Raw genomic sequence first — 23,630 nt, forward strand, 5'->3', positions numbered from 1 at the left:
AAAGTCAGTTGGGTCCCGGTCGGCCCAGGATCCCCCGCTCGTACCCCGTAGCCACCGCCGCCGCCCGGTCCTTGACGCCCAGTTTGGCGTAGAGGTGGGTGAGGTGGGTTTTGACAGTGGCCTCGCTGATGAAGAGTTCGCGGGCGATGTCGCGGTTGGAGGTGCCCTTGGCGACGAGGGTGAGGACCTCGCGTTCGCGGGTGGAGAGGGGTTCGTTGCCGGGGGTCTTGGGGGTGCGGACGGCGGAGACCAGGCGGGAGGCGACGGCCGGGGAGAGGACCGTGCGGCCCTCGGCGGCCGCGCGGACAGCTGTGAAGAGTTCGTCGCGCGGGGCGTCCTTCAGGAGGTAGCCCGTCGCGCCGGCCTCGATCGCGGGGAGGGTGTCGGAGTCGGTGTCGTAGGTGGTGAGGACCAGGACCTTGGCGCGGGCGGCGCGGCGGGTCAGTTCCCGGATGGCGTCGACTCCGCCGCCGCCCGGCATGCGCAGGTCCATGAGGATCACGTCCGGGTCGAGGGCGGTGGCGCGGTCGACGGCCTCGACGCCGTTCGACGCCTCGCCGAGGACGGTGAATCCGGGCGCGGACTCGAACATGCCGCGCAGACCGTCCCGTACGACGGGATGGTCGTCGACGATCAACAGCGAGATGTCACTGGTCATGGCGGACCAACGGTACGCGAGCCGACAGCGCCGTGCCGTGCCCCGGCTCGGACTCGACGGTGAGGGAACCGGCGATGCGTTCGGCGCGGGCACGCATGCCGGCGAGGCCGAAGCCGCCGGTGCGGGTGCGCTCGGGGAGGGCGAGCGGGTCGAAGCCGCGGCCGTCGTCGCGGATGTCGAGGATCACGACGTCGCCGAGGAAGGAGAGGGTGACGCCGACGCGGGTGGCGTGCGCGTGCCGGGCCGCGTTGGAGAGGGCTTCCTGGGCGATTCTCAGCAGGGTCGCGGAGAGCTCGTCGTGGAGTTGTTCCGCGGTGCCGGTGACCGTGAACCCGGCCTGTACGCCGGTGCGTTCGGCCCATTCGGCGACCGTGCTCTTCAGCGCCTGCGGCAGTCCGTCGTGCTCCAGGGCAACCGGGGCGAGGTTGTGCACGGAGCGGCGGGCCTCGCCGAGGCTGTGGCGGGCGAGGGTGGCGGCGCGGTCGAGGTGCGTGCGGGCGGTCGGCAGGTCGGGCGCGCTCGCGACGACCTGGAGCTGGGCGATGATGCCGGTCAGGCCTTGCGCGATGGTGTCGTGGATCTCGGCGGCGAGGCGGCGGCGCTCGTCCGCGACGCCCGCTTCCCGGGCTTGGACGAGGAGTTGGGTGTGAAGCGCGGCGTTCTCGTCGAGCGCCTGCTGCAACGCCGTGTTGGTGCGCTCCAGTTCGGCGATGGTCTCGGCGCGGGCACGGGAGCGTTCCTCCTGCTGCGAGGTGAGGTGGCCGACCACCGTGAGGATCACGTTGTTGACCACCAGGAGCCCGGCGAACACCACCCACTGCACGGAGTCCGCGAAGGGCAGCCCGCCGGCCTGTGACCCCGAGACGCCGATAGAGCAGGCGAAGGGGCCGATCCGCCGCAGTCGCCGCCCGCGGATCAGTTCGTCGGCGTCGAAGTAGCCGGTGACCGCGTAGAAGGCGAAGAACGGGTTCAGCCAGGTGAGCGCGAAACCCAGCGCCCAGCGCACGACGTAGTACACCGTGCCGGCGGTGGAGGGGCCCGGGCGGGTGCGGCTCGCGCGACCCCACCACAGCTGGACCGCGAACCCGGCGGCGACGAGCACCGCGACCGCGATCCGTTCGGCCGGGCCCGGCGTCAGCTCGGCGGTGGCGACCGACAGCAGCGTGGCGACCGCGAGCAACCCGTACGGCCCCTTGCTGCGGACCAGTTCCCAGCGCCGCTCGATGTCCCTGTCCACCGCGGTCATGCCACCAGTCTGCACGGCCGGCCCCTCACTCCCAGCGGAACCAGCGCGCGGCCGCCACCGACAGCACCACGGTCCAGCCGGCCATGACACCCAGGTGGGTCCAGCCGGGCCAGTCGCCCGCCGTGGCCTCGTTCAGGGCCTGCGCGGCGGCGCCGAACGGCGTGAGCCCGACGACGTCGGCCAGGACGTCGGGCATGGCCTGCACGGGTAGCCACACCCCCGCGCAGAACAGCATCGGGAAGAACACCGCCGTCCCGACGGCACCCGCGATCTTCACCGTCCGGGACACCGCCGCGATCACCGACCCCAGGGCGAGCGCCACGAGCACCGCGAGGACCAGCGCGAGCAGATAGCCGTACGGCTGCCGCGGCAGTGGTACGTCGTAGGCGAGCCGTCCGACCGCGAGGGCCAGCAGCGCCGAGAGCGCGGCGGCCAGGGCGTGCACCAGCATCTGCGCGGACAGCAGCGCCGACGGGCGGACCGGGGTGGTGGACATACGGCGCAGGATGCCCTGCTCCCGGTAGCCGGTCAGGCCCGTCGGCATCGACTGCACACCGGCGACGATCATGCCGACCAGCACGGCCACGGGCACGTAGGTGTCGATGACGCGCAGACCGTCGAGCCCGTCCTGCGGCTCGCGGAACGCCGGGACGGCGCCGAGGATCGCCAGCAGCAAGGGCGGGAACACCAGGATCCAGAAGAGGCTGCCCGGTTCGCGGGCGAGCAGCCGGGCCTCGGTGCGCAGTACGGCGGTGTTCATGACGTGGTCTCCGTCAGGTCCAGGAACGCGTCGTCCAGCGTGGCGTCGCTGACGCGCAGTTGGTGGGCGGTGATGCGGTGGCGGGCGAGCAGTGTGATCACGGCGTTGACGGTCTCGTCGCTGCCGGCGAGGGTCACACGGCCGTCCCTGTGCCGCACCGAGGCCAGCGCGGGCAGCGCGCTCAGCTCCCCCTCGTCCAGCGGCGCGGACGGCGTGAAGGTGATCACCGTGGCCCCGGCGGAGCGGCGGATCAGCCCGGCCGGGGTGTCCAGCGCGGCGACACGGCCCTTGTCGATCACGGCGATCCGGTCGCAGAGCCGCTGCGCCTCCTCCATGAAGTGGGTGACGAGCAGGACGGTGACCCCGCTGTCCCGCACCTCCTCGATGAGCTGCCAGGTGTCCCGGCGGGCCCGCGGGTCGAGGCCGGTGGTCAGCTCGTCCAGGACGACGATCCGGGGGTTGCCGACCAGGGCGAGCGCGATGAACAGGCGCTGCTTCTGGCCACCGGAGAGCTTGCCGAACCGGGCGTCGAGCCGGTCGGCCAGGCCCAGCCGTTCGGCGAGGGGCCGCCAGTCGGCGGGGTGCGGATGGAAGGAGGCGTACAGCTGGAGCGCCTCGCGCACGGTGAGCTTCTCCTGGAGGCGGCCCTCCTGAAGCTGGGCGCCGAGGACGTGGGCGACCTTGTCGTGCTCGGCGACGGGGTCGAGGCCGGTCACCCGGACGCGGCCGGCGTCGGGGACGCGCAGGCCCTCGACGCACTCGACGGTGGTGGTCTTGCCGGCGCCGTTCGGGCCGAGGATGCCGAAGATCTCGCCCTCGTCGACGGTGAAGGAGACGCCGTCGACGACGGACCGGCCGCCGTACGACTTGCGTAGATCGGTGACTTCGATGACGGACATGGCATCAGGGTCGCGGCGACGCGGGGGCCCGCACATCGGCCGTCGCGCTCGAAGACGCATCCGCCGATCGGTTGAGGGCGCCGTACGACCTCCCACCGGCCGGCCCTGTACGACCCCTCGAACACGCAGGTCGTAGGTCCAGCGGCCGGGGGCGGACCGGCCAAAACTCGGTGGGCAGTGTCAGTGGCGATCCGTAGGCTCGCTGCTGATGGTGACGACACGTGCAACCGCCGAGGAAAGCCCTGACCGAACCGACCGGACCGGCCGTTCCGCCGTGCGGACACTGCTGCGGCTGTGGCCGTATGTGCGGCCGGTGCGGGTGCGGTTGTTCACCGCCGCGGCCGTGGCGATCGTCGCCTCCTGCCTGGCGCTGGTCATCCCGCTCGTCCTGAAGTGGATGGTCGACGGGCCCGTCGCCGACCGGGATCCGGCCGGCGTGTGGCTCGGCGCGCTGTATCTGCTGCTGCTCGGGTTCGGGGAGGCGCTGCTGTTCGGGCTGCGGCGGTGGCTCGTGGCGCGGCCGCTGGCCGGGGTCGAGGCATCGATGCGGGCGGATCTGTACCGGCATCTGCAGCGCCTGCCGGTGGCGTTCCACGACCGGTGGCCGTCGGGGCAGCTGCTGTCGCGGGGCACCACCGATCTGATGCTGCTCCGCATGTTCCTCGCGTTCCCCTTGACGTTTCTGCTGGTCAACAGCGTGACGATCCTGGTCGGCGTGATCATCATGCTGCTCCAGGACTGGACGCTGGGCCTGGTCATCCTCATCCCGGCCGTGCCCGTGATGGTCACCTGCGTGGTCTTCGAGAAGCGGTACGCCTCCGTGGCGCGTCGCGCGCAGGACCAGGTCGGCGATCTGACGACGGTCGTCGAGGAGAGCGTGCTCGGGATCCGCATCATCAAGGGGTTCGGCCGGCACCGCAGTCAGGCCCGGGCCTTCCGGGAGCTCTCCCGGACCCTGCGCGGCACGGAACTGCGCAAGGCCCGGCTGCTGGCCACGATCTGGGGCGTCATCGTCACCCTGCCGGAACTGGCCACCGGCGCGGCACTGGTGCTGGGCACGGTGCAGGTGGCGGACGGAGAGCTGTCAGCAGGCACCCTGGTGGCCTTCCTGTCCACAGCCCTAGCCCTGCGCTGGCCCGTGGACTCCATCGGCTTCCTCCTGGCCATGAGCCAGGAAGCGGCGACGGCGACGGAGCGCTATTTCGAGGTGATGGATGAATCGCCGGAGACGGATGAAACGCCGGAAAGGGACGCGCCCCAAAGGGGCGCGGGGAACTGCGCGACCAGCCCCCACAAACCCGCACCCCACAACGACGGCATCCGCTTCCACAACGTCCGTTTCCGCTATCCCGACGCCCCCGAAGACTCCCCACCCACCCTCGACAACATCAACCTGCACATCCGCCCCGGCGAATCCATGGCCCTCGTAGGCGCGACAGGCAGCGGCAAGACCACCCTCACCGCCCTGGTCCCCCGCCTCCACGAGGTGACATCCGGCCGCATCACCCTCGACGGCCACGACATCTCCGCCCTACCCAGAACATCGCTGCGCGCCCTCGTCGCGGTCGCCTTCGAGGAGCCCACCCTCTTCTCGGCCAGCGTCGCGGACAACGTTCTCATGGGGGCCGGAGACGGCGCGGGAGAGCCCGACCTGGAGCGGGCGCTGGCGGTCGCGCAGGCCGGCTTCGCGCACACCCTGCCGCACGGCACCGCGACCCAGGTCGGCGAGCAGGGCCTCAGCCTCTCCGGCGGCCAGCGTCAGCGCCTCGCGCTCGCGCGGGCGGTCGTCGGCCGGCCCAGGTTCCTCGTCCTCGACGACCCGCTGTCCGCCCTGGACGTGCACACCGAGGCCGCCGTGGAGGCCGCCCTGCGGGACGTGCTCGCGGAGACCACCGCGCTGATCGTCGCCCACAGACCCTCCACGGTGCTGCTCGCGGACCGCGTCGCCCTGCTCTCCGAAGGCCGGATCGCCGCCGTCGGCACCCATCACGAACTGCTGCGCGCGAACGCCGAGTACGCCCATCTCATGGCTGGGACCGAGGAGGCCGACCGATGACGGCGACCACCGCCACCGCACCGGGCAAGGACCAGCCCGGCGAGGACCCGCCGGCCGCGGAACCCCGCACGCCGGACGACCCGTTCGACCGCGACGTACTGCCCACTCCCCCGGGCGCCACCGCCGCCCTCCTGCGCTCCCTGCTCGCCCCGATGAAGGCCCGCGTCGCCGTCACCACGCTCCTGCTGCTGCTCCAGCAGGCGGCCGTGCAGGCGGGCCCGCTCCTGGTGGCGTACGCCATCGACTCGGCCGTACCGGCGTTCCGGCACAGCGACCTCGGGCCGCTGATCGCGGTCGGCGTCGGCTATCTGCTGTGCGCGCTGGCGTCCGGCGCCCTGCAGTACGCGTTCATCCTGCTCTCGGCCCGCGTCAACCAGGACGTGCTGCTCGACCTGCGCGGCCGTATCTTCCGCCATGCCCAGGCCCTGAGCCTCGACTTCCACGAGCGCTACACCTCGGGCCGGCTGATCTCCCGTTCCACCACGGACGTGGAGTCGCTGCGCGAGCTGCTGGACGAGGGCCTGCAGGAACTCGTCACCGTCATCCTGTCGTTCGTCTACATCTCGGCGATGCTGCTCTGGCTCGACCTGGGCCTCGGCGCGGTCGCCGTGGCCTCCCTGGTGCCGCTGTACCTCCTCGTCCGGCGCTACCGGCGGCGCGCCGCGCGCGTGTACACCGTGCGGTCCACCGCCATCGCGGCCGTGATCGTGAAGTTCGTCGAGACGATGAACGGCATCCGGCCGGTGCGCGCCTTCCGCCGCGAGGCCGCCAACGACGCCGACTTCCGGACCCTGAACACCCGGCACGAGCGCACCAACGGCGACGCGCTGCTGGAGATGGCCCAGTACGTGGTCGGCTCCCGGCTCGTCGCCAACACCGCGGTCGCGGCGATCGTGCTGTGGGGCGCCTACCGGGTGGCGGGCGGCACGTTGGCCCTCGGTGTGCTGGCGGCGGCCGTGCTGTTTCTGCGGCGGCTGTACGACCCGATCGACCGGCTCGGCATGTTCCTCAACTCGTACCAGTCGGCGGCGGCCTCCCTGGAGAAGATCGCCGGGCTGCTGGCCCAGACGCCGACCGTGCCCGAGCCGGCCACGCCCGGGCAGCTCCCGGCACGCGCGTCGGAACACCCCGGCCGGGAGGTCGTCTTCGACGGCGTCCGGTTCGGCTACCGCACCGGCGGCGAGGTGCTGCCCCGCTTCGACCTCACCATGCCGGCCGGGCAGACGGTCGCGGTCGTCGGCTCCACCGGCGCGGGCAAGTCGACGCTGGCCAAGCTGCTCGCCCGGTTCTACGACCCCTCCGACGGCCGGGTCCTCCTCGACGGTGTCGACCTGCGCGAGCTGGCCGTGCCCGAGCTGCGGCGCGGGGTGGTGATGGTGACGCAGGAGGCGTTCCTGTTCTCCGGGACGGTCGCCGAGAACATCGCCATCGGCCGGCCCGACGCCACTCGCGAGGAGATCGAGCAGGCCGCGAAGGCCATCGGCGCGCACGATTTCATCAGCTCCCTGCCCGACGGCTACGACACCGACGTACGCAAGCGGGGCGGTCGCATCTCCGCCGGTCAGCGCCAACTCGTCGCGTTCGCCCGGGCATTGCTCGCCGACCCGGCCGTGCTGATCCTCGACGAGGCCACCAGCTCCCTCGACGTCCCCGGCGAGCGGGCCGTGCAGCACGCGATGTCGACGGTCCTGCACGGGCGCACGGCGGTCGTCATCGCCCACCGGCTGTCCACGGTCGAGATCGCGGACCGCGTACTGGTCATGGAGGACGGGAAGATCGTCGAGGACGGCACGCCCGCCGAACTCGTCGCGGGTACGGGCAGGTTCGCGGATCTGCACCGGGCGTGGCGGGACAGTCTGGCGTGACCGATCGGGGGGACAACAGGTGATCGACGCGTACGAGGATCCGGGCGAGCCCGACTGTCGCGGCGGGGGGCGGTATCTGTGGTGGCTGGTCACGCGCCAGGCGACGCGGTCCGTCGTCGGGGCGCTGATCTCCAGCGTGTGGATGGTGCTGCTGGCGGCGACGCCGTATCTGATGTCCCGTGCCGTCGACGACGGGTTGACGGTCGGTGACTACGGCGCGTTGGCGGGGTGGACGGGCGCGTTGTTCGCGGTGGGCGCGTTCAACGCCTGGCTGAGCATCATGCGGCACCGCACGATGACCCGGGTGCGGATGGACGCCAACTTCCGCACGGTCAAGGTGCTGGTCGGGCACGCGGTACGCCTGGGCGCCGCGCTGCCGCGCCGGATCGGGGCCGGGGAGGTCGTCACGATCGGGGTGGGCGACGTCCAGACGATCAGCACGTCCCTGACCGTCGTGGGTCCCGGGTTCGGGGCGGTCGTCGCCTATCTGGTGATCGCCGGGCTGCTCGTGTCGGTGTCGGTGCCGATCGCCGTCGTGGTGCTGCTCGGGATGCCGCTGGTCGGCGTGCTCGTCGGGCCGTTGCTGGGGCGGCTCCAGGGGACGGAGACGGAGTACCGGGAGCGGCAGGGCGTGCTGACCGCACGGATCGCCGACCTCGCGGGCGGGCTGCGCGTCCTCAACGGCCTCGGCGGCAAGGGCCTGGTCGCCGACGCCTTCCACCGTGACTCCCAGCGGCTGCGGGCGCAGGGGTACCGGGTCGGCGCCGTGACCAGCTGGGTGCAGGCGCTCGGGGTGGGGCTGCCGACGCTGTTCCTGGCCGTGGTGACCTGGCTCGCGGCCCGGCTGGCCGCCCAGGGGGAGATCACCGTGGGCGAGTTCGTGTCGGTGTACGGCTATGTCGCGGTGCTGGTGGGGCCGGTGGCGTTCTTCATCGAGTGCGGCTACCAGGTCAGCCGTGGCGTGGTGGCGGCGCGCCGGGTCGTACGGTTCCTGCGCCTTGAGCCGCTGCCGGACACCGGCACCCGGGACGCCCCGGCCGAACCGGCGGTGCTGTACGACCCCGAGTCCGGGGTGCGGGTGCCGCCGGGCCGCCTGACCGCGCTGGCCGGGGCGCTGCCCGCCGACGCCGTGGCCGTCGTGGACCGCCTCGGCCGCTACACGCCGTCCGCGGCGAGCTGGGGCGAAGTGCCCCTGTCCGAGATCGCGTTGCCGCAGCTCCGCCGGCGCATCCTGGTCGCCGACCACGAGGCCGACCTGTTCGCGGACACCCTGCGCCACCTGGTCGCCGGCCCCACGGACCCCGACGAGGCGACGATCGCGCGGGCCGTGCGCACCGCGGTCGCCGAGGACATCGTCCGGGGGCTGCCCGACGGCCTCGACACCCCGATCGACGCCCAGGCCCGCAACCTCTCCGGCGGCCAACGCCAACGCGTCCGCCTGGTCCGCGCCCTGCTGGCCGACCCCGAGATCCTGCTCGCCATCGAACCGACCTCGGCCCTGGACGCCCACACCGAGGCCCGCGTGGCCGACCGCCTGCACTCCGAACGCACCGGCCGCACAACAATCGTCACCACCACGTCCCCCCTGGTCCTGGACCGCGCGGACACGGTCCACTTCCTGGTCGACGGCAAGGTGGCGGCAACAGGGACCCATCGCGAGTTGCTGGACGCCGAGCCGGGCTACCGAGCTCTGGTGGCCCGGGACGAAGACGCCGAGGAGATCTTGAGGTGACGGAGGAACAACGCCCCCCAGGGGCGCGGGGAACTGCGCGACAAGCCACAACGCACCCGCACCCGCACCCGGCAAGCGACCCGAAGTCCCGACCCAGTAGCCGCACAGCCCTCCCCATCGCCGCACCCAAGGACGTCCGCAAAGCCACCACCCGCCTGATCCAGGCCGACGCCAAGTCCTTCACAGCCGTACTCGCCCTCAACGCCCTCGCAGCCCTCACCGGCCTGGCCGGCCCCTACCTGGTGGGCCGCATCATCGACGAAGTCAAACGCGGCGCGGACGTGACGTCCGTCGACAAACTCGCCCTGGCGATCCTGATAGCGGCAACAGCCCAGCTGTTGCTGGCCCGCTGGGCCCGCTACGTCGGCCACCGCTTCGGCGAACGCACCCTCGCCCGCGTCCGCGAGGAGTTCGTCGACCGCACCCTCGCCCTGCCCGCGTCAGTGGTGGAACGGGCCGGCACCGGCGACCTCACCGCACGCGGCACCGCCGACGTGGCGGCCGTCGGCACCACCCTGCGCGACGCGGGGCCGGAGCTGCTCATCAACTCCGTACAGGTCCTGTTCCTGCTGGGCGCGGTCTTCGTGCTGGACCCCCTGCTCGGGGCGTGCGGTCTGCTCGGCCTGGCCGGTCTGTGGCCGGTGCTGCGCTGGTATCTGCGCCGTGCCCGCACCGGCTATCTCGCCGAGGGCGCGGCCATCTCGGACGTCGCGGAGATCCTCGCGGCGACCGCGTCCGGCGCCCGCACGGTGGAGGCGCTGGGGCTGGAGCGGCGGCGGGTGGCGGCGAGCCGGGACGCGTTGGAGACGTCCCGTCGGACCCGGTTGCACACGCTCTTCCTGCGCTCGGTGTTCTTCCCGTCGGTCGAGATCGCCTATCTCGTGCCCGTGGCGACGGTCCTGCTCGTCGGCGGCGCGCTGCACGCGCGGGGCACGATCAGTCTGGGCACGGTGGTCGCGGCCGCGCTGTATCTCCAGCAGATGGTGGGCCCGCTGGACGAGATCCTGATGCGCGTCGAGCAACTCCAGAGCAGCGGCGCCTCCTTCGCCCGCGTGGAGGGCCTCGCGGGCACCCCGAGAGCCGGCGACGCCGACTCCCCCACCCCGGCGGACGACCTGATCGAGGTGACCGGGGTGCGCTACGCCTACGACCGCGGCGGCGAGGTCCTCGGCGGTGTCGACCTGACCGTCCGCCCGGGCGAACGCCTCGCCGTGGTCGGCCCGTCCGGCGCCGGCAAGACCACCCTGAGCAGGCTGCTGGCGGGCGTGGACGCGCCCACCGCGGGCTCCGTGACGGTCGGCGGCGTCCCGGTCGTCGCGCTCGGCCCGGAGCAGTTGCGCCGCCAGGTGGTCCTGGTGACGCAGGAGCACCACGTCTTCCTCGGCACGGTCCGCGACAACCTGCGGATCGCCGAGCCGTCCGCCTCGGACGAGCAGCTGTGGGCCGCGCTCACGGCGGTCGGCGCCGACGGGTGGGTGCGGCGGCTGCCCGACGGCCTCGACACGGCGCTGGGCGACGGGGGCCACGGTACGGACGGCTCGCAGGCCCAGCAGCTGGCCCTGGCGCGCGTGGTGCTGGCCGACCCGCACACGCTGATCCTCGACGAGGCGACGGCGCTGCTCGACCCGACGACCGCCCGGCACACCGAGCGCGCCCTGGCGGCCGTGCTTCAGGGCCGTACGGTCATCGCCATCGCGCACCGGCTGCACACCGCGCACGACGCCGACCGGGTGGCCGTGATGGAGAACGGTCTGCTCACCGAGCTCGGCACTCATGACGAGCTGGTCGCGGCGGGCGGGGCGTACGCGGCGCTGTGGCGGTCCTGGCACGGGGAGCGGCCCGCCTGAGCAGGGGATCTATGCTCGAAGGCGTAGGAGATCGCTGACCCGCCGCAGAACGCACAGCTGAACGCAGAAACGCACAGCAGAACGCCACAGCAGAAAGCCGCAGTCCATTGAACTTCTGGTCGATCTACCAGCACGGCTTCGCGCGGGTCGCCGCGTGCACGGGCCACACCGTCATCGCCGACCCGCGGGCCAACGCGGAGGCGGTGCTGCGGCAGGCGCGCGCGTGCGCGCAGGAGGGCGTGGCCGTCGCCGTCTTCCCGGAGCTGGGCCTGACCGGGTACTCGATCGAGGACCTGCTGCTCCAGGACGCGGTGCTCGACGAGGTCGAGGAGGCGCTCGGCACGGTCGTCGCCGGGTCGGCGGAGCTGCTGCCCGTGCTGGTCGTCGGCGCCCCGCTGCGCCATCGTCACCGGATCTACAACTGCGCGGTGATCGTGCACCGCGGCCGGATCCTCGGCGTGGCGCCGAAGTCGTACCCGCCGAACTACCGCGAGTTCTACGAGCAGCGGCAGATCGCCTCGGGTGCCGACGAGCGCGGCGGGACGATCCGGGTCGGCGGCGCGGAGGTGCCGTTCGGCGTGGACCTGCTGTTCGAGGCGGAGGACGTCCCGGGGCTGGTGCTGCACGCGGAGGTCTGCGAGGACATGTGGGTGCCGGTGCCGCCGAGCGCGGAGGCGGCGCTGGCCGGCGCGACCGTGCTCGCCAACCTCTCCGGCAGCCCGATCACGGTCGGCCGGGCCGAGGACCGCCGGCTGCTGTGCCGGGCGGCGTCCTCGCGCTGTCTGGCGGCGTACGTCTACTCGGCGGCCGGTCTGGGCGAGTCGACGACGGACCTGTCGTGGGACGGCCAGACCATGATCTACGAGAACGGCGCCCTGCTCGCCGAGTCGGACCGCTTCCCGCTCGACGACCAGTACGCGGTCGCCGACGTCGACCTGGACCTGCTGCGGCAGGAGCGGCACCGGATGGGCACGTTCGACGACAACCGGCGTACCCACGCGGCCCGCACCGGCGACTTCCGGCGCGTCGCGTTCCGGCTGGACCCGCCGACGGCCGACCTCGGGCTGCGGCGCCGCGTCGAGCGTTTCCCGTTCGTTCCGGCCGACGCCGACCGGCTCGCCCTGGACTGCTACGAGGCGTACAACATCCAGGTCGCGGGCCTCCAGCAGCGGCTGGCGGCGATCGGGAGCCCGAAGGTCGTCATCGGGGTGTCGGGCGGGCTGGACTCCACGCACGCGCTGATCGTCGCCGCACGCGCGATGGACCGTGCCGGGCGCCCGCGCAGCGACATCCTCGCCTTCACCCTGCCGGGCTTCGCGACCAGCGACCACACCAAGGACAACGCCCACAAGCTGATGAACTCGCTCGGCGTGACCGCGGCCGAGCTGGACATCACGCCGACCGCGCGGCTGATGCTGCGGGAGATGGGCCACCCGTTCGCGTCCGGCGAGCCGGTGTACGACGTCACCTTCGAGAACGTGCAGGCGGGCCTGCGCACCGACTACCTGTTCCGGCTCGCCAACCAGCGCGGCGGCATCGTGCTGGGCACCGGCGACCTGTCGGAGCTGGCGCTGGGGTGGTCCACGTACGGCGTGGGCGACCAGATGAGCCACTACAACGTGAACTCCGGTGTGCCGAAGACGCTGATCCAGCATCTGATCCGCTGGGTCATCGGCAGCGGGCAGTTCGACGAGGAGACCGGCAAGACGCTGGCCGCGATCCTCGACACGGAGATCAGCCCGGAGCTGGTGCCGGGCGAGGAGATGCAGTCGACGGAGTCGAAGATCGGCCCGTACGCGCTGCACGACTTCACGCTCTTCCAGGTGCTGCGGTACGGCTTCCGGCCGTCGAAGATCGCCTTCCTGGCCTGGCACGCCTGGCACGACGCGGAGGCCGGCGCCTGGCCGCCCGGCTTCCCGGAGGCCAAGCGGGTGGCGTACGACCTGGCGGAGATCCGGCGCTGGCTGGAGGTCTTCTGCCGACGGTTCTTCGCGTTCGCACAGTTCAAGCGGTCCGCCATGCCGAACGGACCGAAGGTCTCGGCGGGGGGTTCGCTGTCCCCGCGCGGCGACTGGCGCGCACCGTCGGACGGCAACGCGGCCGCGTGGCTGCGGGACCTCGCCCGCATCGACGACTGAGTCAACAGGTCCGTTTATCGAACGTGAACTCCCGGTCAACGAACGATTTCCGGCCAACTTCCTGACGCGGTCCTGACAGAAACCGCAGTCACCTGCCACTCTTCCCACGGCCGCGCCACAGCAACCCCACAGCACCGTCACACGGCGGTGCCCGCGGCTGTACTCCCGCACGCGCACGTCCGTTACCGCACGCGCTCGTCGTTCTGCGTACCACCACGTATCGCCCGGACGGCCCACCCGCCGGCCGGTCTCCCCTGGCCGCGTGATCCGCGGCCGCGCAGAAGGAGTCAGTGTTGAGAGACAGTTCCTCCCACAGACGCACCCCCCACACGGCGTCCCGCAGGGCCGCCGCCGTCGCCCTCGTCGGCGTCTCCGCCCTGATCGCCGCGGCCGTCCAGTCGGGCGCCGCCACCGCAGCCCCGGAGAAGGCACCGTCGGCCGCGGGCAAGGTCATACCGGGCGCGGAGTCCGTCAAGCTGTCCCCCGCCCAGCGCGCCGAGCTGATACGCGAGGCCAACGCCACGAAGGCGGACACCGCCAGGGACCTGGGCCTCGGCGCCAAGGAGAAGCTGGTCGTCCGTGACGTCGTCAAGGACGGCGACGGCACGGTCCACACCCGCTACGAGCGGACGTACGACGGTCTGCCCGTCCTCGGCGGCGACCTGGTCGTCGAGACCACGAAGTCCGGCGCCACCAAGGACGTCGTGAAGGCGACCCGCGCCGCCATCAAGCCGGCGACCACGACCGCCGCCGTCCCCGCCGCGAAGGCCCAGAAGCAGGCGCTGGCCGCGGCGAAGGCGGAGGACGCCAAGAGCCCGGACGTCAACAAGGCGCCGCGCAAGGTGATCTGGGCCGCGAACGGCAAGCCGACCCTCGCCTACGAGACGGTCGTCGGCGGCCTCCAGGAGGACGGCACCCCGAACGAGCTGCACGTCGTCACCGACGCGGCCACGGGCGCCAAGCTGTACGAGTACCAGGCCATCGAGACCGGTACCGGCAACACGATGTACAGCGGCTCGGTGACGCTCGGCACCACGCAGTCCGGGTCGACGTACAACCTGACCGACGGCGCGCGCGGCAACCACAAGACGTACAACCTCAACCGCGGCACCTCGGGCACCGGCACGCTGTTCTCCGGCGCCGACGACATCTGGGGCGACGGCAACCCGTCCAACGCGGAGACGGCGGGCGCCGACGCGCACTACGGTGCCGCGCTGACGTGGGACTACTACAAGAACGTGCACGGGCGCAGCGGCATCCGGGGCGACGGCGTGGGCGCCTACTCCCGGGTCCACTACGGCAACAACTACGTCAACGCGTTCTGGTCCGACAGCTGCTTCTGCATGACCTACGGCGACGGCTCGGGCAACACCCACCCGCTGACGTCGATCGACGTGGCCGGCCACGAGATGACCCACGGCGTCACCTCCAACACCGCGGGCCTGGTCTACAGCGGCGAGTCCGGCGGCCTGAACGAGGCGACCTCCGACATCTTCGGTTCGACCGTCGAGTTCTACGCGGGCAACTCCTCCGACGTCGGTGACTACCTCATCGGCGAGGAGATCGACATCAACGGCGACGGCACCCCGCTGCGCTACATGGACCGGCCGAGCCAGGACGGCGCGTCGAAGGACGCCTGGTACTCGGGTATCGGTTCGATCGACGTGCACTACTCGTCGGGCCCGGCGAACCACTTCTTCTACCTGCTGAGCGAGGGCAGCGGCACCAAGACCATCAACGGTGTCACCTACAACTCGCCCACCTCGGACGGCCTTCCGGTCACCGGCATCGGCCGGGACAAGGCGGAGAAGATCTGGTTCCGCGCGCTGACCACCAAGTTCACCTCGAACACCAACTACGCGGCCGCCCGCACCGGCACCCTCGCGGCCACCGGTGAGCTGTACGGCACCACGAGCGCCGAGTACAAGGCGGTCCAGGACGCCTGGGCGGGCGTCAACGTGGGCGCGCGCTCCGACGGGGGCGGCGGCGGTGGCGGTACGTCCTTCGAGAGCGGCACCGACGTGGCGATCCCGGACCGGGGCGCGGCGGTCACCTCGCCGATCACCGTCTCCGGGCGGACCGGCAACGCGCCGTCCAACCTCCAGGTCGCGGTGGACATCGTCCACACCTACATCGGTGACCTCAAGGTGGACCTGGTCGCCCCCGACGGCACGGCGTACACACTGAAGGCGTACGGGACCGGCGGCAGCGCGGACAACCTGAACACCACGTACACGGTGAACGCGTCCTCCGAAGCCGCCAACGGCGTCTGGCAGTTGCGGGTCCAGGACAACGCGGCCGTCGACACCGGCTACATCAACAGCTGGAAGCTCACCTTCCCGTAGGCCCGTTCGCGGTCTGCCCCTGACAGGGCGTCGTCTCGGTGGGTTCAACTCCCGCCGGGACGGCGTCCGTTCATATCTCTGAAACATTTACCGGACAGTCAAGTTTTGGCCAACATCACCGCCCCCTCCTGACATGTACGCGTCCTAGGTGTCACTCTCCTTGCACCCGCCGCACAAGCACCACAGCACTTCCCCCACAAAAGGAGCTCGTGTGACCCCCCTCTACGCGCGTCACAAGCGGACCACTCTGGCCATCGCCACCGCAGTCGCGGCCGGAGCCCTGCTCACCACCGGTCTGAGCACCGGCACTTCGGCCGCGGCCCCCGCGGACGCCGGCGGCAAGGCCGCCCCGCTCGCCGTCCCGGTCGCGCTGGCCCCCGCGGCCCGCACCGCCCTCATCCAGGACCAGCAGGCCGAGGCGACGAAGACCGCCGACGAGATAGGCCTCGGCGCCCAGGAGAAGCTGGTCGTCAAGGACGTCGTCAAGGACGCGGACGGCACCGTCCACACCCGTTACGAGCGCACCTACGCGGGCCTGCCCGTTCTCGGCGGCGACCTGGTCGTCCACGAGTCGGCGTCCGGCGCGAACAAGGGCGTCACCAGAGCGACGAAGGCCACCATCAAGGTCGCCTCGCTCAAGCCGGCCATCACCGCCGCCAAGGCCGAGGGCCAGGCCGTGAAGCTGGCCAAGGCGGCCGGCTCGGAGAAGACCGCCGCGGACCAGGCGCCCCGCAAGGTGATCTGGGCCGCGAACGGCAAGCCGACCCTCGCCTTCGAGACCGTCGTCGGCGGCCTCCAGGACGACGGCACCCCGAACGAGCTGCACGTCATCACCGACGCGGCCACCGGCAAGAAGCTCTACGAGTACCAAGGCATCGAGACCGGCACCGGCAAGAGCCTCTACTCGGGCACGGTCACCCTCGGCACCACCCAGTCGGGCTCGACGTACAACCTCACCGACGGCGCGCGCGGCGGCCACAAGACGTACAACAAGGCCCGCAGCACCAGTTCCTCCGCCGGGACGCTGTTCACGGACGCGGACGACACCTGGGGCACCGGCGCGGCCTCCAGCTCCTCCACCGACCAGACCGCCGCCGTCGACGCGGCCTACGGCGCGCAGGAGACCTGGGACTACTACAAGAACACCTTCGGCCGCAGCGGCATCAAGAACGACGGCAAGGCCGCCTACTCCCGCGTCCACTACGGCAACGCCTACGTCAACGCCTTCTGGGACGACAGCTGCTTCTGCATGACCTACGGCGACGGCGAGGGCAACACCAACCCGCTGACCTCGCTGGACGTGGCCGGCCACGAGATGACCCACGGCGTCACCTCCAACACGGCGGGCCTGAACTACTCGGGCGAGTCCGGCGGCCTCAACGAGGCGACCTCCGACATCTTCGGCACGGCGGTCGAGTTCTACGCGGGCAACTCCTCCGACGTCGGTGACTACCTCATCGGCGAGGAGATCGACATCAACGGCGACGGCACCCCGCTGCGCTACATGGACAAGCCGAGCAAGGACGGTTCGTCGGCCGACAACTGGTCGTCGTCGCTCGGCGGCATGGACGTCCACTACTCGTCCGGCCCCGCGAACCACTTCTTCTACCTCCTGTCGGAGGGCAGCGGCGCCAAGACGATCAACGGGGTGAGCTACAACTCGCCGACGTCCAACGGCTCGACGGTCACCGGCATCGGCCGCGCCAAGGCCGCCGCGATCTGGTACAAGGCGCTGACCGAGTACATGACGTCGACGACCAACTACAAGGCCGCCCGTACGGCGACCCTGAACGCGGCGTCCGCCCTGTACGGCGGCACCGGCAGCACGGAGTACAAGGCCGTCGCGGCGGCCTGGTCCGGCGTCAACGTCAGCTGACGCAGGTCCGATCGCAGGGGCGGCACCCGGGACGAAGGCATCCCCGGGTGCCGCCTTACGCTTGGGACCCATGTCCTTCACGTACGACGCCGTCGGCGCGACCCGGGAGAACGGCTTCTGCCCGCCCGGCTTCCACCCCTTGCACGTGCGCACCCGCATCGGCGAGGGCGAGGGGGTCTTCCGCAGGGCCGCCGAGGCGGTGATGACCTGGGAGATGCACCGCGCGATGGGCGTCGGCATCGACGCGGCGTCCGACCGCGCGGCCCCCGACGTCGACGTCACCGTCACCCTCGCGGGCCTGATCAAGGCCCCGTGCCGGGTGATCTGGACGGCCCAGGAGCACCGTCGCGTCGGCTGGGCCTACGGCACGCTCTCGGGCCATCCCGAGTGCGGCGAGGAGGCGTTCCTCGTCGAGCGCACGGGCGACGGCACGGTCTGGCTGACCGTGCGCGCCTTCAGCCGGGCGGCGAAGTGGTACGCCCGAGCGGGCGGCCCGGCGACCCGCGGCCTGCAGCACGCGTACGCACGACGGTGCGGCGCGATACTGCGCAGGCTGTGCGAGGACGCGGCCGAGGACTGACTCCGCCGCGGCCAGTTACCGCAGCAGGACCCCCGCCCCTTCCCCCACCCCCTCCGAGGGCACCGCCACCAGCCCCAGCTCCGCACCCGACGCGAGCAGCCGGTGGGCCGGGAGGATGCGGACCGTGTAGCCGTACGGTCCCGTGCGGTCCAGGGCCAGGGGGCCCTCGTAGAGCCAGCGTCCCTCGGTGTCCGGGCCGCCGACCGGTTTCAGCGGGACCGTCGCGGCGTCCGCGATGCGGTCCTGCGAGTCGACGCGGCCCGAGACCGCCTGGACCTCCACGTCGTCCGGTCCGAGCTCGCCGAGCCCCACGCGGACCCGGAGGCTGAGGGTCGAGCCGAGTTCCGCGGTGGGGGTCGCCGTCGTCGTCTCGACGTGGTCGACGGTGACGCCGTGCCAGGCCGAGCGCACCCGCGTCTTCCAGCCCGCCAGCTCACGCGCCGCGTCCGGGGTCATCGCGCGATGGGCGTGCGCGGCCGGCGTGTAGAGGCGCTCCACGTACTCGCGGACCATCCTGCCCGCCAGGACCTTCGGGCCGAGCAGGGTGAGGGTCTGGCGGACCATCTCGATCCAGCGGTCCGGCAGACCGTCCTGGCCCCGCTCGTAGAAGCGGGGGGTGACCCGCTGTTCCAGCAGGTCGTAGAGGGCCGCCGCCTCCACGTCGTCGCGGTGGTCGGGGTCGGTGCCGGTGCCGTCCGCCGTGGGGATCGCCCAGCCGAAGTCGGGCTGGAACCACTCGTCCCACCAGCCGTCCAGGACGGAGAGGTTGAGGCAGCCGTTGAGCGCGGCCTTCATTCCGCTCGTCCCGCAGGCCTCCAGGGGGCGCAGGGGGTTGTTCAGCCAGATGTCGCAGCCCGGGTACAGCTTCTGGGCCATCGCCATGCCGTAGTCCGGCAGGAACACGATCCGGTGCCGCACGCGCGGGTCGTCCGCGAACCGCACCAGCTCCTGCACCAGCCGCTTCCCGCCGTCGTCCGCCGGGTGCGCCTTGCCCGCCACCACGATCTGGATCGGACGCTCCGGGTGCAGGAGCAGGTCCATCAGACGGTCGCGGTCGCGGAGCATCAGCGTCAGCCGCTTGTACGACGGGACGCGGCGGGCGAATCCGATCGTCAGGACGTCGGGGTCCAGGACGCCGTCGATCCAGCCCAACTCGGCTGTCCCGGCGCCGCGTTGCCGCCAGGAGGCGCGCAGCCGCTCCCGTACCTCCGCCACCAGCTGTTCGCGCAGGTTGCGGCGCAGCTCCCAGATGTCCTGGTCGGGGATCTCCGCGACGGCGTCCCAGCGGTCCGAGCCGCCGACCGTCATGGCGTCCTCGGTGCGCTGCACGCCGATCTGCCGGGCGCCCAGGCGGAAGACCTCGGGGGCGACCCAGGTCGGGGCGTGGACGCCGTTGGTGACCGAGGTGATGGGGACCTCGTCGGGGTCGAATCCCGGCCAGAGTCCGGAGAACATCTCGCGGCTGACGTTGCCGTGGAGGAGGGAGACCCCGTTCGCCCGCTGGCCGAGGCGCAGACCCATCACGGCCATGTTGAAGAGGTTCGGTTCGCCGCCGGGGTAGGTCTCCATGCCGAGCTGGAGGATGCGGCCGACCTCGATGGTCGGGAGTTCGGCGGCGGGCCCGAAGTGGTGGGCGACCAGTTCGCGGTCGAAGCGGTCGATGCCGGCCGGGACGGGCGTGTGGGTGGTGAAGACCGTGCCGGCGCGGACGGCCTCCAGCGCCGGATCGAAGTCCAGCCCCTCGGCGCACAGCTCGGCGATGCGCTCCAGGCCGAGGAAGCCGGCATGCCCCTCGTTGGTGTGGAAGACCTCGGGTTCGGGATGGCCGGTCAGCCGGCAGTACGTCCGGACCGCCCGCACACCCCCTATGCCCAGCAGCATCTCCTGGAGCAGCCGGTGCTCGCTGCCACCGCCGTAGAGCCGGTCGGTCACCCCGCGCTCGCCGAGGTCGTTCTCCTCGACGTCCGAGTCGAGCATCAGCAGCGGGACGCGGCCGACCTGGGCCAGCCAGACCCGGGCGTGCAGCGACCTGCCGCCGGGCAGGGCGAGGGAGACCTGCGTGGGGGTGCCGTCGGGTTCCTTCAGAAGGGCGAGCGGCAGCTCGTTGGGGTCGAGGACCGGGTAGTGCTCCTGCTGCCAGCCGTCCCGGGACAGGGTCTGGCGGAAGTAGCCGTGCCGGTACAGCAGCCCGACCCCGATGAGCGGTACGCCGAGGTCGCTGGCCGCCTTGAGGTGGTCGCCGGCGAGGATGCCGAGGCCGCCGGAGTACTGGGGCAGGGCGGCCGTGATGCCGAACTCCGGCGAGAAGTAGGCGACGGCGGCGGGGAGTTCGGCGGAGTGCTCCTGGTACCAGCGGTCGCCGCCGACGTAGTCGCCCAGGTCCCCAGCCACGGCGGTCAGCCGGCGCAGGAAGCGGCGGTCCTCCGCCAGCTCCGCGAGCCGCCCGGGCGACACGCTGCCCAGCAGCCGGACGGGGTCGTTGCCCGAGGCGGCCCAGCCCTCGGGGTCGACGGACTGGAAGAGATCGCGGGTCTCCGTGTGCCAGGACCAGCGCAGATTGCGTGCGAGGTCGCTCAGGGGCCGGAGGGGTGCGGGGAGGACTGGACGGACGGTGAATCGACGGATCGCCTTCACGGTTCCCCCTCGGGCAGCGCGCGGCAGGGGACACACGGCGGTGTGCGTCCCGTCATCGTCCCCGACGGTATCGGTATGCGGGGCTTCGTAACCACCGTGCGTTTTAGGGGTGTCTGACGGAGGCGAAAAAGCGGAGTACGTCCGAAAAGCACCGCAACCTTCACACGCCCGCTACACATCCCCCATGGCCGATATGGCCGATTCCGCCCCCGTAGGCGTCCTTGTGGCGACTTCTCGCCTCACGAGAGGGTGACGGTGGCGCACCGGTCCGGGCGGGGTGCACCCCGTGCTCCAGGGCTGCCGTGCGCCGAGTTGAGGAGGGGAACTCACACCATGGCACGGACGCGCATACGACGTCTGCGCCGGGCAGGGGGTCTGACCGCGGTGGCCTGTGTCGCCGCGCTGTCGGCCAGCACCATGCCCGCGCACGCCGCACCCGAGGGGCGGATACTCGGCGCCGGTGAACCCGGCTCCGTCAGCGGCAGTTACCTGGTGACACTCAAGGGAGGAACGAAGGCTCCGTCGGCGGCCGGAAAGAGCCTCGCCGACAAGTACGGGGCGAAAATAAGCCACACCTACGGCACGGTCCTCAACGGCTACGCCGTGCGGGCCAACGAAAGACAGGCCAGGCGGCTCGCGGCGGACTCCCGGGTGGCCTCGGTCGTCCAGGACACCCGGGTGACCCTGGAGCACAACCAGAAGAACCCGCCGTCCTGGGGCCTCGACCGCATCGACCAGGCCGACCTGCCACTGGACCGCAGCTACACCTGGCCCGAGTCCGCGGGCGCCGGAGTGACGGTGTACGTGATCGACACCGGCATCCGCGTCTCGCACAAGGACTTCGGCGGCCGGGCGAGCTACGGCTGGGACTTCGTCGGGGGCGACCGGACCGCGAGCGACGGCAACGGCCACGGCACCCATGTCGCCGGCACCATCGCGGGCAAGCAGTACGGCGTCGCCAAGAACGCCAAGGTCGTCGCCGTACGCGTCCTCGACAACGCCGGTGGCGGCACCACCGCCCAGGTCATCGCGGGCATCGACTGGGTGACCAGGCACGCGAGGAAGCCGGCGGTGGCCAACGTCAGTCTCGGCGGCTACCGCAACGCGCAGCTGGACGCAGCCGTACGCAACTCCATCGCCTCCGGCGTCACCTACACGGTCGCGGCGGGCAACGACGGGCTGCCGGCCGGCCTGTACTCCCCCGCGGCGGTGAAGGAGGCCATCACCGTGGGCGCCACCGACAAACAGGACGCGCGGGCGGGCTTCTCCAACTTCGGTCCGGTCCTGGACCTGTTCGCCCCGGGCGTCTCGATCACCTCCGCGTCGTACGCGAGCGACACCGGCAAGGCGACCTACTCCGGTACGTCGATGGCGTCGCCGCACGCCGCTGGGGTGGCCGCGCTCTATCTGGCGGATCACCCGAAGGCGTGGCCCGCGCAGGTTTCCAAGGCCCTTGTGGCACAAGCCGGGTCCGGCAAGGTCTCCGGGCGGGGGCTCGGTTCGCCGAACAAACTCCTGCAGGTACCGGGCTCGTAGCGGCCACTTATCGGCCAAGTGCGGGCACCGGCCCCGTTCCTGAGGAACGGGGCCGGTCTTGTGTGTAGACATACGCGTGAGTAGTTAACAAAGTGCCGGATTGCGTACCCGAATAGGGTGGGAAGGCTCCTCCGGTACACCACACCTGTGCGCCCCCGGGCGCGCCCCCACGCGGCGAAGCCGCACAGCTGTACAGCACCACGCAGGACCCACCTCCCCACAGCCATCCGCCCACCCAAGATGACGCGGACAGGAGCGGTCATGCCCGCCATGCACCACCAGTCGTCCTCACCCCCGACGTCGCGCACCACAGCACCCCCAGCCCGCACAGCCCCCCGCACATCCCCCCGCACCGTCAACGCCGACCCCGGGCCGCCGACCCCGGAGCGACCCTCCGCGAGCGACGGGGCCGGTGGTGTCGGGCGTATACCCGTCCTCGACGTCCGCCCGGTCGTCCAGCACGGCCGCAGGCCCGCGAAGGCGGTGACCGGCGAGAGCTTCGAGGTCTCGGCGACCGTGTTCCGCGAGGGACACGACGCCGTCGCCGCCAACGTCGTCCTGACCGATCCCGAAGGCCGCCCCGGCCCGTGGACCCCGATGCGCGAACTCGCCCCCGGCACCGACCGCTGGGGCGCCACCGTCACCGCCGGCGAGCTCGGCCACTGGACCTACCGGGTGGAGGCCTGGGGCGACCCGGTCACCACCTGGCGGCACCACGCCCAGATCAAGATCCCGGCCGGGATGGACACGGAGCTGGTCCTGGAGGAGGGCGCGCGACTGTACGAACGTGCGGCCGCCGACGTGCCCGAGAGCGAGGGACGGTCGGTGATCCTCACGGCCGTCGAGGCACTGCGGGACGAGACCCGCCCCGCCGCCTGGCGGTTGGCCGCCGCGCTGACGCCCGAGGTCGACGCGGTGCTGGGCCGGTATCCGCTGCGGGACCTGGTCACGGCGTCGGATCCGCTGCCGCTGCTGGTGGAGCGGGAGCGGGCGTTGTACGGCTCCTGGTACGAGTTCTTCCCCCGCTCGGAGGGCACCCCCCAGCAGCCCCACGGCACCTTCCGCACCGCCGCGCGCCGGCTGCCGGCCATCGCCGCGATGGGCTTCGACGTGGTCTACCTCCCACCCGTCCACCCCATCGGCACCACCTTCCGCAAGGGCCCGGACAACACCCTGTCGGCCGGCCCGGACGACCCCGGCGTGCCGTGGGCGATCGGCTCTCCCGAGGGCGGCCACGACGCCATCCATCCCGACCTGGGCACGATCGAGGACTTCGACCACTTCGTGGCGAAGGCCGCCGAGCTCGGCCTGGAGATCGCCCTGGACTTCGCGCTGCAGTGCTCCCCCGACCACCCCTGGGTGCAGAAGCATCCGGAGTGGTTCCACCACCGCCCGGACGGCACCATCGCCTACGCGGAGAACCCGCCGAAGAAGTACCAGGACATCTACCCCGTCGCG

General features: G+C 71.8%; 15 protein-coding genes. 10 read left to right on the forward strand and 5 right to left on the reverse strand.

The annotated features are described in order from the left end of the window. Positions 1–4: 4 nt before the first annotated feature. Genes AQJ67_RS09145 through AQJ67_RS09160 form a run of 4 tightly spaced genes read right to left on the reverse strand, consistent with a single transcriptional unit; the run spans position 5 to position 3,563 of the window. Positions 5–658 (reverse strand): response regulator, encoded by a 654-nt coding sequence (locus tag AQJ67_RS09145; RefSeq protein ID WP_062717595.1) that lies wholly within the window; start codon positions 656–658, stop codon positions 5–7. Beyond that, on the reverse strand, positions 648–1,904 hold the full coding sequence (locus AQJ67_RS09150; protein WP_062717596.1) for a sensor histidine kinase: 1,257 nt from the start codon (positions 1,902–1,904) through the stop codon (positions 648–650). Before AQJ67_RS09150 ends, AQJ67_RS09145 begins: the two co-directional genes overlap by 11 nt. A 25-nt stretch (positions 1,905–1,929) precedes the next feature. Then, positions 1,930–2,664, reverse strand: a complete 735-nt coding sequence (locus tag AQJ67_RS09155; RefSeq protein ID WP_062717597.1) for an ABC transporter permease — start codon at positions 2,662–2,664, stop codon at positions 1,930–1,932. After that, positions 2,661–3,563 carry an ABC transporter ATP-binding protein gene (locus tag AQJ67_RS09160; protein WP_062717598.1) on the reverse strand — a complete coding sequence of 301 codons (903 nt, stop codon included), beginning with the start codon at positions 3,561–3,563 and terminating at the stop codon, positions 2,661–2,663. The genes AQJ67_RS09155 and AQJ67_RS09160 overlap by 4 nt, the downstream gene beginning before the upstream one ends. A gap of 208 nt (positions 3,564–3,771) precedes the next feature. On the opposite strand from AQJ67_RS09160, the gene AQJ67_RS09165 reads away from it, so the two are divergent. From AQJ67_RS09165 to AQJ67_RS09200, 8 genes are all read left to right on the forward strand, one after another. Then, a complete protein-coding gene (locus AQJ67_RS09165) occupies positions 3,772–5,619 on the forward strand; it encodes an ABC transporter ATP-binding protein (RefSeq protein WP_062717599.1) in 1,848 nt (615 codons plus the stop codon). Then, the gene (locus AQJ67_RS09170) at positions 5,616–7,484 is read left to right on the forward strand and encodes an ABC transporter ATP-binding protein (RefSeq protein ID WP_062717600.1); all 1,869 of its coding nucleotides are present in this window, start codon (positions 5,616–5,618) and stop codon (positions 7,482–7,484) included. Before AQJ67_RS09165 ends, AQJ67_RS09170 begins: the two co-directional genes overlap by 4 nt. Before the next feature lie 19 nt (positions 7,485–7,503). Continuing rightward, positions 7,504–9,216: an ABC transporter ATP-binding protein gene (locus AQJ67_RS09175; protein WP_062717601.1), complete on the forward strand. Its 1,713-nt coding sequence runs from the start codon at positions 7,504–7,506 to the stop codon at positions 9,214–9,216. A 116-nt stretch (positions 9,217–9,332) separates the two neighbouring features. Then, on the forward strand, positions 9,333–11,063 hold the full coding sequence (locus AQJ67_RS09180) for an ABC transporter ATP-binding protein (RefSeq protein WP_062718466.1): 1,731 nt from the start codon (positions 9,333–9,335) through the stop codon (positions 11,061–11,063). A gap of 107 nt (positions 11,064–11,170) precedes the next feature. Beyond that, positions 11,171–13,201, forward strand: coding sequence for an NAD(+) synthase (locus tag AQJ67_RS09185; protein WP_062717602.1), 2,031 nt, complete (start codon positions 11,171–11,173; stop codon positions 13,199–13,201). Between the two features lie 293 nt (positions 13,202–13,494). Continuing rightward, positions 13,495–15,546, forward strand: a complete 2,052-nt coding sequence (locus AQJ67_RS09190) for a M4 family metallopeptidase (RefSeq protein ID WP_062717603.1) — start codon at positions 13,495–13,497, stop codon at positions 15,544–15,546. Between the two features lie 211 nt (positions 15,547–15,757). Further along, positions 15,758–17,422, forward strand: coding sequence for a M4 family metallopeptidase (locus tag AQJ67_RS09195; RefSeq protein ID WP_062717604.1), 1,665 nt, complete (start codon positions 15,758–15,760; stop codon positions 17,420–17,422). A gap of 70 nt (positions 17,423–17,492) precedes the next feature. Next, positions 17,493–18,002: a DUF1990 family protein gene (locus tag AQJ67_RS09200; protein ID WP_062717605.1), complete on the forward strand. Its 510-nt coding sequence runs from the start codon at positions 17,493–17,495 to the stop codon at positions 18,000–18,002. A gap of 15 nt (positions 18,003–18,017) precedes the next feature. Here AQJ67_RS09200 and AQJ67_RS09205 read toward each other — a convergent pair whose 3' ends face one another. Then, the gene (locus AQJ67_RS09205; protein WP_062717606.1) at positions 18,018–20,636 is read right to left on the reverse strand and encodes a glycosyltransferase family 1 protein; all 2,619 of its coding nucleotides are present in this window, start codon (positions 20,634–20,636) and stop codon (positions 18,018–18,020) included. A 333-nt stretch (positions 20,637–20,969) separates the two neighbouring features. Here AQJ67_RS09205 and AQJ67_RS09210 point away from each other — a divergent pair, with 333 nt between their 5' ends. Both AQJ67_RS09210 and AQJ67_RS09215 read left to right on the forward strand, forming a co-directional pair. Continuing rightward, positions 20,970–22,172 carry a S8 family peptidase gene (locus AQJ67_RS09210; RefSeq protein WP_062717607.1) on the forward strand — a complete coding sequence of 401 codons (1,203 nt, stop codon included), beginning with the start codon at positions 20,970–20,972 and terminating at the stop codon, positions 22,170–22,172. Positions 22,173–22,433: 261 nt separating this feature from the next. Then, positions 22,434–23,630: maltotransferase domain-containing protein (locus AQJ67_RS09215; protein ID WP_244190404.1), on the forward strand; the 1,197-nt coding region annotated here is incomplete at its 3' end.

This window comes from Streptomyces caeruleatus, from assembly GCF_001514235.1.
GTDB classification, from domain to species: domain Bacteria; phylum Actinomycetota; class Actinomycetes; order Streptomycetales; family Streptomycetaceae; genus Streptomyces; species Streptomyces caeruleatus.